Raw genomic sequence first — 17,059 nt, forward strand, 5'->3', positions numbered from 1 at the left:
CTCAAACCAGATAGGTGAGCGGCTCGCCGGTCCGCGGATGCGGCATCGTGCCCATGGCGATGCCGTAGATATCGGCCAGCAGATCGGGCCGAACGATCTCCGAGGGCGCGCCTTGCGCCGATATCCGCCCGTCGGAGAGCGCGATGATCTCGTCGCAGTAGCGGGCGGCCATGTTGATGTCGTGCAGGACGACGACCACCATGACCCCGCGTTCGCCGGCGAGACGCCGCACCAGCGCCAGCATCTCGGCCTGATGGGCGATGTCGAGCGCCGATGTCGGCTCGTCCAGCAGCAGGCAGCGCGTATCCTGCGCGAGCATCATCGCCAGCCACGCGCGCTGCCGTTCTCCCCCCGACAGGCTGTCCACGAGCCGATCCGCGAACGGGATCAGGTCGGTCTGCCTCAGCGCCTCTTCCACCGTCCCGCTGTCCGATGCGCCGAAACGCCCGAGCGTGCCATGCCAGGGGAAGCGGCCGAGGCAGGCCAGCTCCCGCACGGTCATCGCTTCGGCCGGCGGGGTGAATTGCGGCATGTAAGCGACAGTCCGCGCGAATTCCCGGTCGCCATACGAGCCGAGATCCTTGCCCAGAAGCGTGATGCGCCCGCCCGAATGCGCCTGCTGCCGGGCGAGAAGCCTGACCAGCGAACTCTTGCCGGAACCGTTGGGACCGACGAGGCCGTAGACGAGCGACGGGCGCAGGCCGAGCGTCGTCGGCTTGACGATGGTTCGCCCGTCGACGGCGAAGGAAACGGCGTTGAGATCGAAGAAGGTCCGCGCGTCCGACATCATGCTAATCCCGGTTGCCGTGGACCGGATGTGTGGACGCGCAGAACGTTTCGAACAAGGGACCGGTGCGAAAACCGGGCCCGAAGCCGGCTACCACTTGGCGTGCGCCCTCAGTTTGAACGAGCGGCCTTCGCCGTAGCTGCAGGTCAGGGCCGTCTGGCAGCTCGCTACATAGGCCTTGTCGAACAGGTTTGTGACGTTGAGATCGACACCCCAGTTCTCCCGCTCGTAGCCGAGCTTGAGGTCGACCAGAGTGGCGCTCGGAACCTTCAGCGTGTTCTGGTTGTCGGCCCATGACGATCCGACATAGCGGACGCCGCCGCCAACCGAAATGCCGTCGTACCAGGCATCGGAATTGCGGAACGTGTAGTCGGCGGAAGCCGACGCCATCACTTCCGGCACGATGAACGGCGTCTTGCCGATCACCGTCGGATCGGTGTCCTCGGTGATCTCGAGGTCGTAGGCGGTGAAGGCGCCGGTCACCTTGAAGTTCTCGGTGACGTTCACCTTCGCTTCCAGCTCGATCCCGCGCGAGCGCATCTCGCCGGTCTGCACCTGCGCGAAGATGTTGGCGGGGTCCGCCACCGGCACGTTCTCGCGTGTCAGGTCGAACAGCGAGACGGTGAAGATGCCGTCGACGAAGGTCGGCACGTATTTGACGCCGACCTCGTATTGCACGCCCGTCTCCGGTACGAAGAGATCGCCGGCGCTGTTGGTGCCGATCACCGGATTGAAGAAGGTCGACACGCTGGCGTAGGGCGTCACGCCATTGGCGAACTCGTAGGCGATGCCGGCGCGGCCGGAGAACTCGCCATTATCGCTCTCGTTCCTGCTGTCCTGCGTCGGCGAGTAGAAGGTCGCGCGGTCGTGGGACTCGGTCCAGACATGATCGTAGCGGCCGTTGAGCGTCACCAGCCAGCCCTCGTTGAAGCGCAACTGATCCTGCACGTAGGCGCCGATCTGCTTCTGCGTGAGATCCTGATTGAGATAGCTGACGCGCGGTGTGAGCGCGGCGCCGTAGACCGGATCGAAGGCGTCGATCGGCGGCGTGGTGCCGAACAGGGCGGAACCCTGCACCTGATCGATGTTGTAGTATTTCGATTCGATGCCGGCGAGCAGGGTGTGTTCGACCGCACCCGTCTCGAACTTGCCTTCGATCTGGCTGTCCGACAGGAAGGTCATGACCTGCGAGTCATGGCCGAAATTGATGCGATCGAGCTCGGTCGCGCTTGCCCAGCCGTTCGGATAGACGCTGACCTCGCTGATGTCGGCCGCGCCGAAACGCGCATGCGAGCGCACCGTCCAGTCATTGTCGAACGTGTGCTCGAACTCATAGCCGAGCGACCCCTGATGACGGTCGTAGAGATCGACATCCGGCTCGGTGAAATTCGCGGACCGGCTGATCTTGCCGTAGTTGACGCCGCCGAAGACACGATCGACCACGGTGCCTTCATAGGGCAGGAAACTGCCGCCATTGTGGTTCTCGTCGATGCGGGTGTAGTTGGCGAGGATCGTCAGCCTGGTCTGCGCGTCCGGCTGCCAGGTCACGCTCGGCGAGATGAAGCCGCGGAAACCGTCCTGGTTGTCGCTGTAGGTGTCGCCGCCGGCGATGCGCCCGTTGACGCGGTAGCTGACGGTCTCGTTAGCGACATCGCCGACGTCGAAGCCCAGATAGACGTTGCCGGCGTCGTTGACGCCTGTCTCGACGTAGCGCAGGCGCTCGCCGGTCGGCCGCTTGCTGACATAGTTGATCATGCCGCCCGGATTGCTCCCGCCATAGAGGACGGAGGCCGGGCCCTTGAGCACCTCGATCCGTTCGAGTCCGAACGTGTCCACATAGAAGCCGCCGAAAGCGTAGCTGAAGAGCTGGAGCCCATCCATGTAGGTCCCGGTGGCGGTAGCCTGGAAGCCGCGGATGAAGACCCAGTTGGTGTCGCTGTCGGGGCCGAAGGGCTGGGCGAAGACGCCTGCCGTATAACGCAGCGCTTCATCAGCCTTCTGGGCGCCCTGGTCGTCGATCTCCTCGCGACCGATCACCGACACCGACTGCGGGATCTCCTTGAGCTCGGTCGCCACCTTCGAGCCGGTCTGTGTCGTCTTGGCGACAACGCCCTGAACCTTGTCGACGCCGGTGGTGTCAGCGCCGCCCGACGCCTGACCGGAAACCTGTCCCGGTCCTTCGCCCTCGACGACGACCTCCTGCAACTCGGTCGTGCCGTTGTTCTGCGCCATAGCCGGCGACAGGCATGAAATGGCGGCAACGCCGCAGGCCAGAAAAGCATGAAATCTGCGCATCGATTGTCCCCTGCACGCAAAAGCCCAAACCGCACAGGATGCGACCGGCGGCATAAGTTGACCGCTTATATCCACTTCACGATCGCGCCTTGTATGTTTTTGTGGGACTTGTGCGTTCTTGGGCGCTTTGGCGCCTTCTGCGCAAAGCGATGCAGAAATGTCACTGCGCTTGCGCCGAAGTCGCCTGAATCCAGGCGGAGGGCGTCACGCCGACGATCATCTTGAAAACGCGGCTGAGATGCGCCTGATCGGAAAACCCGGCCATGGTGGCAATATCGGTCAGCGAGGAATTGCCGGGAGACGACAGCATCTCCTGCACCTTCCTGATCCGGGCCTGCATGTGCCAGCGATGGGGGGGCACGCCGGTCGAGGCCTTGAAGGCGTGGCTGAAATAGCTCTCGGAAAGACCTGCAATGCCTGCGAGATCCGCGAGCCGGAACGGTTCAAGACACCGGGCGTCTATGAAGTCCGTGACCAGGCGCAGCTGATGACGCGAAAGGGCAGGGCGCCGCCGTCCTTCCTCCCGCCTGACATCGAACAACAGCGCAAGCAGCGCGTTCACCAGACCTTCGCCATAGAGATGAAGCGCATCATGATTGGCGCATTCCTCGGCGATGGCGACGGCAAGCTTCGCGATGCGCGGATCGAGGAAGCCGAGGCGCGGCTGGGTGAGGCGGCTGCGGTCGAGACTGCGTCCGAAACGCTTCAACAGGCTCGCCTCGGTGAAATGGAGATCGAGATGCTTCATGCGCTGCAGGCCTTCCGCCTTGCCGCGGATGAATATTCCGGCCGGCACGAAGCTCATGGACAACGGCGTATCATGTCGCTCCGCCGCCCGCGTATCGTGCTGGTCGAGGATGAAGGAGCCCGTACTGTCGAGTTCGAGCGCGACGAACAAGCGGGGATCGGGCGATACATAGTCGCCTCCTGCGTCCAGCGCGCAGGCGACTTCCCAGACGTCCGCCACGATGCCTTCCCAGACGCGCGACTTCAGTCCGCCGACGACGGTGAAGCCGTGCGTCACGCTGTGCATTCTCGGGCTGAAGTTCATTCCCATGCCGGACGTGTCCGTCTCGCCGTTGCGCTTGAGGGGAGGATCAAAAAGATGATTATACCACTCAAGTTATTTGCGGCAAGGTGTCGGCCCAAGGAGCACTTTCGCGCATCCGGACAAATGCTCGCACGAAGAGGCTTGGTGTCACGGCGGTGCGTCCGGCGTCGATTGGACGACGCCGATCGGAGTCAGGGCGCTGCCCGCGAATGTATCGCTGTCAGAAGGCCGATGACGGTTCGAACGAACCGAAATGCCGGCGCCAGCGTTCGGCGATCTCGCCGACCGTGGCGTAGGCGCGCACGGCCTCCATGACCGGCGGCACCATGTTCTCGCCGGACTGGCAGGCACGATCGATCGCCTCCAAGGCGCGCGCAACGCGCGCATTGTCCCGCTCGCGACGAATCCTGGCCGTCCTCTCATGCTGACGCGCCGTCGTCGACGGATCGAGCCGGAAGGCGGTGTTGGGCACGTTCGGCTGCTGCGGCCAGGTGTTGACCGTGACCCATGGACGCTCGCCGCGATCCAGCCGCTGCTGGCGCCGCTGGGCGCCGCGGTTCATCACCTCGCGGCCGAAACCGCTGTCGATCACGCGGAGCGCGCCGCCCAGTTCATCGATGCGCTTCAGATGGTCTAGCATGTCGTTGGCGGTCTTCCTGGTCAGCGTCTCGACAAAATAGGAACCTCCGAGGGGGTCGATCGTGTCGGTGAAGCCGTGCTCGTGGGCTATGATCTGCTGGGTGCGGATCGCGACCTTGACGGTCTCCTCGGTCGGCGTGCCGACCGCTTCGTCATAGGAGGCGATATAGACATAGCTGGCGCCGCCGAGCACGTAGGCCAGCGTGCCGAAGCCGATGCGGACGATATTGTTCAGGGGCTCCTGCAGCGTTTCCTGGCCATGGCCGTAGACGGTGGTCTTCAAGGCAAGCGAACGTGGGTCGCTCGCGCTATATCGCTCGCTCAGCAGCCTGGCCCATACCTTGCGGAGCGCGCGCAGGTTCGCCACCGACACGAAGAAGTCGTGGCGTTCGTCCGGGAACATGTGGAAGAGCGACGCTACGCTGTCGATCGGCAATCCCCGCGCGACGAGCAGGTCGAGATAATGGACGGCATTGCCGAGGGCGAGCGCGGCACCCCATGTCGAGCCCGCGCCGCCGGCATTCAGATGGTTGTAGCAAACGGTGATCGGCGACCAGTTCGGCGCATGCGTGACGCACCATTCCACCGGATCGACCGCGAGCTTCGCGGCCGGCGCTGCGGGAATGATCTGCGTCCCGCGAGCCAGATATTCCTTCAGCGGGTCATTCTGTAGATTGACCGTGTAGTCTTCGGGTTTCAGACCCTGTTTCTCGCCGACGAGGGCATACATGGCGAGAACGATCGGACCGATCGAATTGCCCAGGGTCCCGACGCGTTTCACCGAATTGAGGGGAATGCCGTCGAAAAGCAGCTCCATATCGGCAAGCGTGTCGATCGACACGCCGACCTTGCCGACCTCGCCCGTCGACATCAGATCGTCGGAATCATAACCGCATTGGGTCGGGAGATCGAATGCGACCAGAATCTGTTCCACGCCGAGCTCGATCAGCTTCCTGAAGCGCTTGTTGCAATCGGTGGCTTCGCCATATCCCGAATAGGCGGAGACGACGAACGGCTCCGTCCGGTACATCGTCGCGGAATCGCCGCGCGTGAAAGGATATTCCCCCGGGAATCCGACATCGGCGGCGAAGTCGAAACCGATCTTTTCCAGCGACGCCGGCGAATACAGGGGTTCGATCCGCTCACCTGTATCGACCTCGAAGGCGCGGCGTTCGGGCATTTGCCTGATGGCGGGCGCGTAGAGCTCATCCAGCCAGCGCGCATGCGCGGTTGCAGCCGTCGTTTCCGGGTCTGAAGGCGCTTTATCGGCTGCGACCGGATTCTCTCGTCTCACGGCGTCTCTCCCTGAACCAGTATGGCGTCCACGGCGCTATGGGGATCGAGAGCGCCGTTCATGACACGGAATATCCAATCCGAAAGGCCGTGCTCCGAGAGCATGGGGTCGCTCCGCATCAGCCGGTCAAGAAGGCGGCGTGTCAGCAGGCCCTGCAAATGCCTGTCAATCCGGGCGTGCCTGCGCCGGGCCAGATGCCCGCTTTTGCGAAGCCAGCCGTCGAAGGCGTCCACCTCAAGCGCGAGATCGTTCACGGCGGTGCTTTCGGCAGCGGAAACGACCACGACCGGCGGATGCCAGACTCCTTCGTTTTCCCCGGCCGCCCCGAACCGGGCCGCCAGTATGGAGCGCACCGCGCCGGGGACGCCGGCGATCATGGACGCGTCGGCTGCCCCGGTATTTTCGCCGGGGCGTCCCGGAAACACGAGGGCGAGCATGGTCCTGAGATCACGCGCGACCGAATCCGCGCCGGGCAGGTCGCCTTTGTTCACGACATAGATGTCGCCGACCTCCAGCAAGCCGGCTTTGGCCGCCTGCACCGAGTCTCCCAGACCGGGAACCGACACCACCAGCGTGCAGTCCGCGACGAAGGCGACCTCCACCTCGTTCTGGCCGACGCCCACGGTTTCGAGCAGGATACGCGTGATCCCGTGGCTCGCCAGCACGGCGCACAGATCGACGGCGGCCTCGTTCAGCCCGCCGCCATGTCCACGCGCCGACATGGAACGGATGAAGATGCGCTCGTCATCCTCGGCGCGGCGCATCCGCACACGATCGCCGAGCACCGCGCCGCCGGAGAACGGACTGGCCGGATCGATCGCGATGATGCCGACGCGATGTCCCTGGGCGGCCCAGATCGAAGCGAGAATATCGATCAGGCTAGACTTGCCCGCGCCGGGCGGGCCGGTGATGCCAATGACCAGCGCGTCGCCGGGCGAAGCGTAGCTCCGGCGAACGACGTCGCGCCAGCCCTCGGCGCGATTTTCAACCGCGCTCAGCGCTCGGGCGAGGGGACGGCGCCACGACGCGTCCATGGCGCCTCACGCCACCTCGAGAAGCACGGCGTCGCCCTGCCCGAAACCGCCGCAAATGGCCGCCGCGCCGATGCCGCCACCGTGACGGCCGAGGCCGTTGGCCAGCGTCATCACAAGGCGGGCGCCGCTGGCTCCGAGCGGATGGCCGATGGCTACCGCTCCGCCGGCCTGATTGGTCTTTTCACGCAGCGCCCGCGCCGTCTCTATATCCTGGTCGGCGAGCAGAAGCGTGCTGACCAGAGGGGTCGCGGCAAAGGCCTCGTTGATCTCTATGCGTGCGAGATCGCGCAGCGGCGTCGCGGTCTTCGCCAGCACCTTCTGGATAGCGACGGCGGGGGTAGACGAACCGGTCGTCGGGCCACCGGCAACCTGAACATAGCCGCGGATGGTCGCGAGTGGCGCGAGCCCACGGCTCTCCGCAAAGCGCCGGGTCGCCAGAACGATGAAGGCGGCCCCGTCATTGAGTCCCGGAGCGTTGCCGGCGGTGACGGTGGGGCTGGAATACACCGTGGGCAATAGGGCGAGTTTCTCCGGCCGGATCTCGGCGCGCGGCGACTCGTCCGCGGAGACGAAGCCGGAAGCCGTTTCGACCGGAAAGCGCTCCTTCTCGAAATAGCCGTCGCGATCAGCGGCGAAATAGCGGGCGTGACTCTGAAGCGCCCAGTCGTCCTGCTGCCTGCGGTCGACGCCGAAGCGGACCGCTTCCTCGCCGGTGTAGCGGGCAATCGCCTTGTCGAGGAAATCGGCCCGCAACAGCAATGGATCGGCGACCTCGACGGCGCCGGGACGGATACCGCGCTGGCGCGGCCAGAGGAACGGCGTATTGCTCAGGCTCTCGAAACCGCCGCAGAGCGCGACCTCGATGTCGCCTTCGCGAATTTCGCGGTATCCCATGCCGATGGCTGTCATGCCCGAGCAGCAGGCCCGATCGATGCCCATCGACGGAACCGTTTCCGGCAGGCCGGAGCCGAGCAGCAGCGCCTGGCGCGTGGCGGTGAGGACATTTGCTCCGATCATGCCGATCCCAGCATAGACGGATTGCACATCCGCCGGATCGACCCCGCTCCGGCGAACGGCTTCCGCCATTGCAAGCGCACCGAGCCGGATGGCGCTATGCTCCTTGAGCGCTCCTCCGAACCGACCGAACGGCGTTCTTGCCATTGAAAGGATGACGACGTCCCGGTCCGTACTCATGCGACCACATCCGTTGCCAGACTTGCGCGCAGCGCGCCCTTGTCGACCTTGGCGTTTCCGGTCCGGGGCAGGTGTTCGACGAAATGCCATCGCCTAGGTGTGCGGATGCCGATCCGCGGCTTGCAATAACTTTCGCAGGTTTCGCGCGTAAGCGTGATGCCGGGTTCGGCCGAGATGAAGGCGACCGCGATCTCGCCGAGATTTTCGTCCGGCATGCCGATAACCGCTGCTTCCTGCACGCCAGGGCAGCTTGACAGGCATGCCTCGACCTCGGCGGGGTAGATGTTGAATCCGCCGGAGATAAGCATCTCCTTGGAGCGGCCGACGATGTAGATGAAGCCGTCCGCATCCCGGCGGGCGAGGTCGCCCGACCAGAGCCAGCCGTCGCGCAGAACCTTTTCGGTCTCTTCCAGTCGGTTCCAGTAGCCCTGCATGACATGCTCGGCCTGAATGGTGATCTCGCCGACCTCGTCGGTCGCAACGGGGCGGCCGTCCTTGTCGCGCAGCACGATGTCGACAAAGCTGTAGGGCCTGCCGATGCAGCCGAACCGCACTGCCCCGGCATCGGCCCCGGTGCGCACCTTGTGGTCTTCCGCGCGCAGGTAGCTGCACGTCATCATCGCTTCGGTGAGCCCGTAATTATGCGTTAGCACCGCGCCCCAGCGCTGCAGCGCCTTGTCGAGGGTGTTCCGCTGGATCGCTTCCGCGCCATATCCGATCCAGCGGATCGACGAGAGATCGTAGCTGTCGATGTCGGGTGCATTGAGCAGGCGGGTAAGCACAGTGGGAACGCAGCTGAAGGCCGTGACGCGATGCTGCTGGATCGTCGGCATCAACTGGTCGAGCGCGCCGCCCGGAACGATGATGTTCGCGGCTCCGCGGAGCAGGAACGGCGCGAAGTAGGAGCCGCTTGCATGGGTGAGGGGGCCGACATGCGCCAGCCGGTCGGTCGATCGGATGTCGCGGTCGATGAGCATGTTCTTCGTCACGCCCCGCCAGTTTCGGTGGCTGAGCATGACGCCTTTGGGCACCCCGGAGGAACCGGACGTATAGTTGATCGAGCAAAGCGCATCGAGATCCGTGAGGTCGCCGGCCGTCTTTCCGTCGAAGGCGAGCAGCCGGTCGAAGTCGAGGCCGCCTTCCGCCTGATGCCCGTCCACCCGGCAAAGCCAGACTCCCTGGCTGCGCAGCGCGTCGATCCGCCCTGCCGTGGCGCCGTCGTAAAAGACCGCGCTGGCGCCGCAGTCCTCGACGACGCGTTCGACCTCGTGGGCGGTATAGCGCACGTTCAGGGGTACTCGCACCAGACCGGCGCGCTCGATGGCGAGCTGCAGGATCAGATATTCGGCGCGGTTCTGCATGTAGAGGCCGACGCGCGAGCCGCGAGGCAGCGCGGCAGCCAGACCGGCGGCAATTTTCTCGACGCTCTCTTCCAGATCGCGGAAGGTCCAGCGCCTTGTGCCGTCGATGAGGGCCTCGCGATCCCGGAAGGTGGAAAACGCGTTGCGGAAATGAGCGAATACAGTCACGCGCTGGCACCCGATCCGGCTTTGTCGAACGTCACGGCCGACTGGATGAAGGCGGCGATCTCCGCCACGCTGGTTCCGGAGAGGAACACTTTCGAGACGCCGATGGCTTCCAGGTCGGGAATGTCCTCCTGAGGGATCACTCCGCCGACTACCATGAGGATGTCGGAGGCTCCGGCCTCGTCCAGAAGCTGCCGGACACGCGGAACGAGCGCCGTGTGCGCTCCCGAAAGTATGCTGATCCCGACGACGTCGACATCTTCATCGATTGCGACACGCACGATCTGCTCGGGCGTCCTTCGGATGCCCGTGTAGATCACCTCCATGCCGGCTTCGAGCAGGCCGCGCGCCACCACCCGTGCTCCCACGTCATGGCCGTCGAGGCCAACCTTCGCCATCAGAAATCGGATCTTGCGCGACATGCCCACGAATTCGTGCATCGACTGCCGCAAGATTGTTTTGTGCCTTGGTGGAAGGCCAATAAAGTCTTTTTATGCCGCGTATCACGCATGGTTTTGTGCGGGAAATCGCGCGTCGCGCGGCGGAGGCGCGTCGACGCGTCAGCTTGTGGGAGATGGCACCGGGCGTTATAGCAACCCGCAAAAAAAAAGGGCGGGACCCCGTGGACTTACGGCAGATACACTATTTCGTCGCTCTCTATGAGGAGAAGAGCATCACCAAGGCCGCACGGCGCCTGCATGTCGTGCAGCCCGCGGTTTCGATGCAGATCCGCCGGATCGAGGTTGAATACGGCGTCCAGCTTTTCGAGCGTACGACGTCCGGCGTCCATCCGAACGAAGCCGCCGCCGCGATCTACCCGATGTGTCTCGAAGTGCTCAGTCGGGTTGAGGACGTGCGGAGGACGCTTCGCAACGGTTCGGGAAAGATCACGGGATCGCTGGCGATCGGCGTGCCGCCGTCGATTGCCCATGGCATCCTGGCCGAGGTTCTGGCCGGTTTTTCCGCCAAATATCCCGATGTGCATATCACCGTTTCGGAAGGCTACAGCGCCCATCTGGTCGACTGGCTGCTTCAGGGAGACCTCAACTTCGCGATCCTCGGAGAATTCGAGGACGATCGCCGGCTCTACTCGCAGGCTCTCGCGACGGAGGAACTCGTCGTTCTTACGGGTGCGGCGACGGTTCACGAAGGCAGCACGATCACCGGGCGGGAACTGTCGTCCATGAAGCTTATCCTGCCTACGGGGAAGAATCTGATCCGGATCCTGATCGACACCGAGTTTGAGAAGGAAGGCATCAAGCTGGCGCCGACGATGGAGATCGATTCGCTGGCGACGGTTCTGGCGGCCATTCGCCAGCCGGGCTGGGCATCGATACTGCCGGTCTCGGGCATCAACGACAATGATCTGGCTTCGGGTCTTCGTATCCTGCGCCTTGTCGATCCGATCATAGACCGCACGCTGGTTGCAACCTTCCCGACCTTGAAGCCGTCCTCGGCAGCGGCCCAGCAATTCATTCGCGAAGTGCGCGACGTGATTCGCCGCAAGGCGGATGCCTGAATCAGCATAAGGACGTCTGATACTGGGCATCAAAACAACTTACTCGACCTGCGCCGAAGGCTTCGCGCAGATTGCCTGCCATCCGGCCGGCGCTTGGCCGATCCATCATCTGGTTAGGACAGCAGTCATTGTTGCAGGAGCTTTCACCACCTGAGCCGGGCATCGACATCTTCACGATGGTGGTGCTGCGCCGCCGGTTCGAGGCGATCATCGGCGAAATGATCAACGCCCTGTTCAAATCCGGCCGATCCGGCGTGCTGAACACCGCGATGGACTTTTCCTGCAGCCTGACCGATTCCAGTTTCCAGTCCATCAGCCTGGCCCAAGGCCTTCCCGTCCACGTCGGCGCGATCGATCTCATTCCGCGCGCGGTCGCCGCCAAGTTCGGCGACGACATTCATCCGGGCGACTGCTTCGTCAACAACAGCGGGTATATGGGGAACACCCATTGCGCGGATTTCACGGTCTGCGCGCCGGTCTTCGTCGACGACGCGATCGCATTCTATGTCATCGCCCGCGCGCATCTCGGCGACATGGGTTTCCCGACTCCGACCACCTATGGGCCGCGATCGCGCGACGTCTACGAAGAAGGGCTGATGCTGCCCTGCGTGCGTATACAGAAGGGCTACAAGGACGTTCCCGAAGTCATCGATATCTGCCGCGCGAACATCCGCGTGCCGGACCAGTTCTATGGCGACTATCTCGCCGTTCTGGCGGCGGTGCGCACCGGAGAGAGCCGGCTGAAGAGTCTGTGCGCCAAGTATGGGCTGGAGACGGTCCGCACCTTCGTCGACGAGTTCCAGAACTATGCCGAGCGCATGGCCCGCACGGCGATCGCGAAGCTGCCGAAGGGGCGCGTTTCAAAGGAGATGCTCTACGATTCGGAGACCGATCTCTATCCCGGCGGCATTCCTATCCGGGCGACGATCGAGATCGATCCGGATGAGGAGCTTGTCACCGTCGACCTCACCGAGAACGTCGACAATCTGCCGCTCGGCATCAACATGACCGAGAGCACCACCATCGCCGCTTGCATGACGGCGGTCCTGAACGTGCTCGGCGCCGACGTGCCGCGCTGCACCGGCTCCTTCAGGCGGGTGAAGCTGCTGATGCGCGAAGGCGCGGCCATCGGCAAGCCGCGCTTTCCCGCCGCGACCTCCGCCGCGACCACCAACCTCTGCCACGCGCTCATCCCTCATATACAGTCCATGTTCGCGGACCTGCGCGGCGACCTCGGCACCGCATACGGCACTATCGGCATGCCGGGATCGTGCGCCGTTGTCAGCGGTCAGGACCATCGCGGCAACCGGCCCTTCGTGAACCAGCTCATCATGGGTTACTGGGGCGGCCCGGCAATGCACGGGCATGACGGCTGGCTAACCTACGGCAGCGGCGCGAGCCAGGGCATCCTGTGGCAGTCCAGCGTCGAGGTGGTGGAGCAGCAGCAGCCCATCATCATCGAGAAGCTTGAGGTGAGACCAGACTCGGCCGGCGCGGGCCAGTGGGAGGGCGCGCCAGGCGCCGATTGCGTCATTCGTCCGCGCACGGGCGCCGTGCGCTTCATGGTGAACTCGGCCTCCCGGGCGAATCCGCCGCAAGGGGTCGCCGGTGGCACGGCTGCTGCCTCGATGCGGATCGCGCGGCTCGACCGGGAAGGCCATCGCCACGAACTGCCGATTTCCGTGGATACCGTGATCGAGCCCGGCGAGAAGCTCGTCTCGGAAGGCTGCGGCGGCGGTGGTTTCGGCAACCCTCTCGACCGCGACCCCGCGCGTGTCGTCGCGTCCTTGCGCGCAGGCAGGATAACGGCGGAGCGGGCGGCCTCGGTCTACGGCGTCGTCCTTGTCGAGCAGGCCGGTTCTATTGAAGTCGACCTCGTCGCGACCGCAGAGCTTCGCAATTGCATGCGCCAGGGAGCTTCCGCATGAGCGTGCAGATCGCCGTCGATGTCGGCGGCACTTTCACCGATCTTGTGCTCAAGGAAGCAAATGGCCGCGTCCGCAACTACAAGGCTCCGACCACGCCCGGCCGGATCGTCGACGGCATTCTCGACGGCGTCGGACTGATCGCCGGCGATTTTGGCGTCAGCAGCCGGGAGCTGATGGCGGGGTGTACGCGCTTTGCCTGCGGCACCACCGCCGCAACCAACGCCATTCTCGAACATACCTATGCCAGGACGGGGCTGATCTGCACCGAAGGCTTCCGCGATACGCTGACGATCCGCGAGGGCGGCAAGGCCGACACCTATTCCATCGCCATCGATTATCCGGAACCCTACATCGCGCGAGAACTCACGCACGGCGTGCGCGAACGCATGAACAGCGAAGGCGGCGTGGAGCTTCCGCTTGACGAGGACAACGTCGTCGCGGTGATCGGGGCGCTGAAGGCACAGGGCGTCGAGTCGATCGCCGTGGCGCTGCTCTGGTCGATCGCCAATCCGGCGCATGAGAACCGTATCGGCGAACTCATCGAGGCCCATTGGCCGGGTGTCCCTTACAGCCTGAGCCATCGCACGAGCCCGGCGTTGCGGGAGTACCGGCGTACTTCGGCGACGGCGATCGATGCCTCCCTCAAGCCTCTCGTCAGCCGTACCGTGAACGAACTCGAACTTCGGCTTCGGGATGCGGGACTGAAAGGCGTGCTCACGCTGATGACGTCTTCGGGCGGCCAGACGGCCGTGGACGAAGTGATCGCCCGTCCGATCAATCTCTGCCTGTCGGGTCCGTCGGCTGCGCCGGAATCGGCCCGCACGACCATCAGGGCGGAAGAGCAGGAGACCTGCAACGCCATCGTGGTCGACATGGGCGGGACCAGCTTCGACATCAGCATCATCGACGACTGGCAGATCCCCATGCATCGGGAGGGCGTCATAGACGGCCATGTGTTCGGCGTCGCTTCGGTGGAAGTGAAGACCATCGGCGCGGGGGGAGGCTCGATCGCGCGCGTCGATGCTGGCGGCTTCATCCATGTCGGACCGGAAAGCGCCAAGTCGGTACCCGGTCCGGCATGCTACAGCCGCGGCGGCACACGGCCTACCGTGACCGATGCAAACCTGGTGCGCGGCTTTCTCGATGCCGGCAATTTCGCCGGCGGGACGATGACCCTCGCGATTGACAACGCGCTCAAAGCGATCGACCAGCACGTAGCCGATCCGCTCGACCTCACCGTCGAAGAAGCGGCGAGCCTGATCGGCCTCACGGTCGAGCAGAACATGGTCGCCGCGATCGAGGAGATCACCATCCGGCGCGGTGTCGATCCGCGCGAATATGTCATGGTCGCGGGTGGAGCGGCCGCCGGCCTGCATGCGGTTCCGATCGCGCGCGAACTCGGCATCAAGCGCGTGTTCGTGCCGCCGGTGGCGGGCGTGCTCAGCGCTTTCGGCATCCTCGTCAGCGATATGAAGACCACATTCTCGCGCAGCGTGCCACTGTCGACGGATACGTTCGACTTCGAAAGGGCGAATGAAGCGCTGGCAGGCCTTGCGAGCGAGTCGGAGGCATATCTCGACCGCATGAAGGTGCCGGCCGAGGCGCGGGAGATCCGGTTCTCGACCGAAGCCCGCTATCGCGGACAGGTATGGCAGATCTCGCTGCCGTTCGACATGCGCCGGATCGAGGGGCAGCGTGACCTCGACCGGCTCGTCGAGGCATTCCATCAATTGCACGAGAAGCTCTATTTCGTGCGCTCCTCCGATCCGGTGGAATTCACTGAATGGACCGCTTTGGCGATCGGCAAGCTGCCTGCCGCCGAACTCAGGCATACAGTGCATGGCGGGTCGGCCGACACGGCCGAAAAGGGTCGGCGCGCGGTCTATATGCGCGAGCTTGGTGGCAAGGCCGACATACGCGTGGTCGACGGGGCTCGTCTTGCGCCCGGCTCGGTGATCCAAGGGCCGGCCATGATCGACCAGCCGCTGACGACCATCGTTCTCTACCCATCCACGACGGCGACCTATTCCGCCAATGGCGGCGTGTGGATCGATCTTCACTGACAGGAACAAGGCCCAATGTCCGCGAGGCAGACCCGCATCTTTCTCAATGGCGCGTTCGTACCGGAAGCCGACGCCAGGGTTTCGGTGTTCGATCGCTGCTTTCTTTACGGCGACGGCATCTTCGAGGGTGTCGCCGTATGGGAGGGAGCGCCGTTCAGACTGCAGCCCCATCTCGACCGGATGCGGGACGGTCTAGACTATCTTCGCATTCCAAATCCGTATGACGATGCGGGCTGGACCGACCTCATCGCGCGCGCGATCGAGGAAAATGCGATGGATGACGGCTACCTCCGTATCCAGATCAGCCGCGGCGAGGGCATCTCGTCAATCAAATGGGAGCCGCGCCTGCTGCGCAAGCCCGAGCCGAACGTGACGATCATCCCGATTGTCGGCTTCAAGGACTATTACAAGGGCCTGCTGGCCGAGAAGATGGAGGCCGGGCTCAAGGCCAAGATCCTGTCCCGTCCCCGCGTACCGACTGCGGCTTTGCCGTCCGGCACGAAGCATTGCAACTATCTGAACAGCGTCCTCGGCGCGATCGAGGTGACTTCCGCGCAGACCGACATAGGCATCGCCGTCGACCGCGAGGGCTTCGTCACGGAAGGCATTGCGTATAACGTCTTCGCCGTAAAGAACGGCAGGATCATCACGCCGCCGCTGAACCGCGACATCTTGCCGGGCATTACGCGTTCCGTCGTGCTGGAAATCGCGGCGCGCGAGGGCATCGAGGCGGAGGAAACGCTTTTCGACGCCTTCACGCTGGCATCCGCCGACGAGGTCTTCATCTGCTCGACGCTGGAGCTCGCGGTGCCTGTCGTAGAGGTCGCGGGCCGCAGGATCGGCACCGGCAAACCCGGTCCGATGTCCCGGAAGTTCGGCAAGCTGCTCACCGAGACCATGGCCCGCGAGGCGCAGGAGTGGCATGCCGCGCGTGCCGGAAAAAGGGACGTCGCATGACCGCCTTCGTCGACCTCACCGGCAAGACCGTTCTCGTCACCGGCGGCTCGCGCGGCATCGGCGAGGGCATCGTCCGTGGCTTGCTCGAACAGGGCGCGTCCGTGGTGCTTAACTACACGACCAGCAAGGAGCGGGCTGAAACAATCGCCGACGAGTACGGCCGCGAGCGCTGCCTGCCGGTTCAGGCGCATATGGACCGCGTCGAGGATCTGGAGCGGCTCTGGAAAGAGGCTGTCGCCTGGAAGGGGCGCGTCGACGTGCTGGTCAACAACGCCGCTGTGCGCCAGCCGATCGCCATGACCGCGCCGGCAAAGGAGTGGGACGCGCACTGGCTTTATACCCTGAAGGTCAATCTCGTCGCGACCGCGCAGCTCTCGCGCATGGCGGTTCTGCATTTCCAGGAAAAGGGCGGCGGCTCGATCATCGGCATTTCTGCCCGTATCGCCGTGCGCGGCGACCGGCCTGACTTTTTCCATGACGGCGCCTCGAAGGGCGGCATGAACTCGCTGCTGCGTGGCATCGCGCGGTTCTACGCCAAGGACAACATCCAGACCTATATTCTGTGCGTCGGCGTGATCAACACGCGGCAGGGCGACGACATGCTGGCCATCTACGGCGCCGACGAGATGCTTGCGGAGATCCCGGCAGGTCATTTCGGCGAACCGTCCGATGTGGCGAACGTCGTCGTCTTCTGCGCCAGCGGGCGGGCCAAATACTCCAGCGGAGCGACGATCGACGTCACCGGCGCGTCGTTCATCCATTGAGCCGGGGA

General features: G+C 64.2%; 13 protein-coding genes. 5 read left to right on the forward strand and 8 right to left on the reverse strand.

Annotation, left to right across the window (positions count from 1 at the left end):
* Position 1: 1 nt before the first annotated feature.
* The 8 genes from M9955_23135 to M9955_23170 form a co-directional block, all read right to left on the reverse strand.
* Complete coding sequence (locus M9955_23135) at positions 2 to 787, reverse strand: ATP-binding cassette domain-containing protein (GenBank protein ID MCO5084538.1); 786 nt, start codon at positions 785 to 787, stop codon at positions 2 to 4.
* A gap of 90 nt (positions 788 to 877) precedes the next feature.
* Positions 878 to 3,082 (reverse strand): TonB-dependent siderophore receptor, encoded by a 2,205-nt coding sequence (locus M9955_23140; GenBank protein ID MCO5084539.1) that lies wholly within the window; start codon positions 3,080 to 3,082, stop codon positions 878 to 880.
* Between the two features lie 160 nt (positions 3,083 to 3,242).
* Positions 3,243 to 4,133, reverse strand: coding sequence for an AraC family transcriptional regulator (locus tag M9955_23145; GenBank protein ID MCO5084540.1), 891 nt, complete (start codon positions 4,131 to 4,133; stop codon positions 3,243 to 3,245).
* Positions 4,134 to 4,353: 220 nt separating this feature from the next.
* Positions 4,354 to 6,066 carry a methylmalonyl-CoA mutase family protein gene (locus M9955_23150; GenBank protein ID MCO5084541.1) on the reverse strand — a complete coding sequence of 571 codons (1,713 nt, stop codon included), beginning with the start codon at positions 6,064 to 6,066 and terminating at the stop codon, positions 4,354 to 4,356.
* Complete coding sequence (gene meaB / locus M9955_23155) at positions 6,063 to 7,100, reverse strand: methylmalonyl Co-A mutase-associated GTPase MeaB (protein MCO5084542.1); 1,038 nt, start codon at positions 7,098 to 7,100, stop codon at positions 6,063 to 6,065. The genes M9955_23150 and meaB overlap by 4 nt, the downstream gene beginning before the upstream one ends.
* A gap of 6 nt (positions 7,101 to 7,106) precedes the next feature.
* Positions 7,107 to 8,294 (reverse strand): thiolase family protein, encoded by a 1,188-nt coding sequence (locus M9955_23160; protein ID MCO5084543.1) that lies wholly within the window; start codon positions 8,292 to 8,294, stop codon positions 7,107 to 7,109.
* Positions 8,291 to 9,823, reverse strand: coding sequence for an AMP-binding protein (locus tag M9955_23165; GenBank protein ID MCO5084544.1), 1,533 nt, complete (start codon positions 9,821 to 9,823; stop codon positions 8,291 to 8,293). Before M9955_23165 ends, M9955_23160 begins: the two co-directional genes overlap by 4 nt.
* Entirely contained in the window at positions 9,820 to 10,242 is a 423-nt protein-coding gene (locus tag M9955_23170; protein MCO5084545.1) for a cobalamin B12-binding domain-containing protein, read from the reverse strand. Before M9955_23170 ends, M9955_23165 begins: the two co-directional genes overlap by 4 nt.
* 200 nt (positions 10,243 to 10,442) lie before the next feature.
* On the opposite strand from M9955_23170, the gene M9955_23175 reads away from it, so the two are divergent.
* From M9955_23175 to M9955_23195, 5 genes are all read left to right on the forward strand, one after another.
* On the forward strand, positions 10,443 to 11,339 hold the full coding sequence (locus M9955_23175; GenBank protein MCO5084546.1) for a LysR family transcriptional regulator: 897 nt from the start codon (positions 10,443 to 10,445) through the stop codon (positions 11,337 to 11,339).
* A 131-nt stretch (positions 11,340 to 11,470) separates the two neighbouring features.
* Positions 11,471 to 13,267 carry a hydantoinase B/oxoprolinase family protein gene (locus M9955_23180; protein ID MCO5084547.1) on the forward strand — a complete coding sequence of 599 codons (1,797 nt, stop codon included), beginning with the start codon at positions 11,471 to 11,473 and terminating at the stop codon, positions 13,265 to 13,267.
* On the forward strand, positions 13,264 to 15,330 hold the full coding sequence (locus tag M9955_23185; protein ID MCO5084548.1) for a hydantoinase/oxoprolinase family protein: 2,067 nt from the start codon (positions 13,264 to 13,266) through the stop codon (positions 15,328 to 15,330). The genes M9955_23180 and M9955_23185 overlap by 4 nt, the downstream gene beginning before the upstream one ends.
* 15 nt (positions 15,331 to 15,345) lie before the next feature.
* Positions 15,346 to 16,287, forward strand: coding sequence for an aminotransferase class IV (locus M9955_23190; protein MCO5084549.1), 942 nt, complete (start codon positions 15,346 to 15,348; stop codon positions 16,285 to 16,287).
* Positions 16,284 to 17,051, forward strand: coding sequence for an SDR family oxidoreductase (locus tag M9955_23195; GenBank protein MCO5084550.1), 768 nt, complete (start codon positions 16,284 to 16,286; stop codon positions 17,049 to 17,051). The genes M9955_23190 and M9955_23195 overlap by 4 nt, the downstream gene beginning before the upstream one ends.
* The last annotated feature ends 8 nt before the right edge of the window (positions 17,052 to 17,059 follow it).

The sequence above is a fragment of the Rhizobiaceae bacterium genome (assembly GCA_023953845.1).
Classification (GTDB): Bacteria; Pseudomonadota; Alphaproteobacteria; order Rhizobiales; family Rhizobiaceae; genus Arvimicrobium.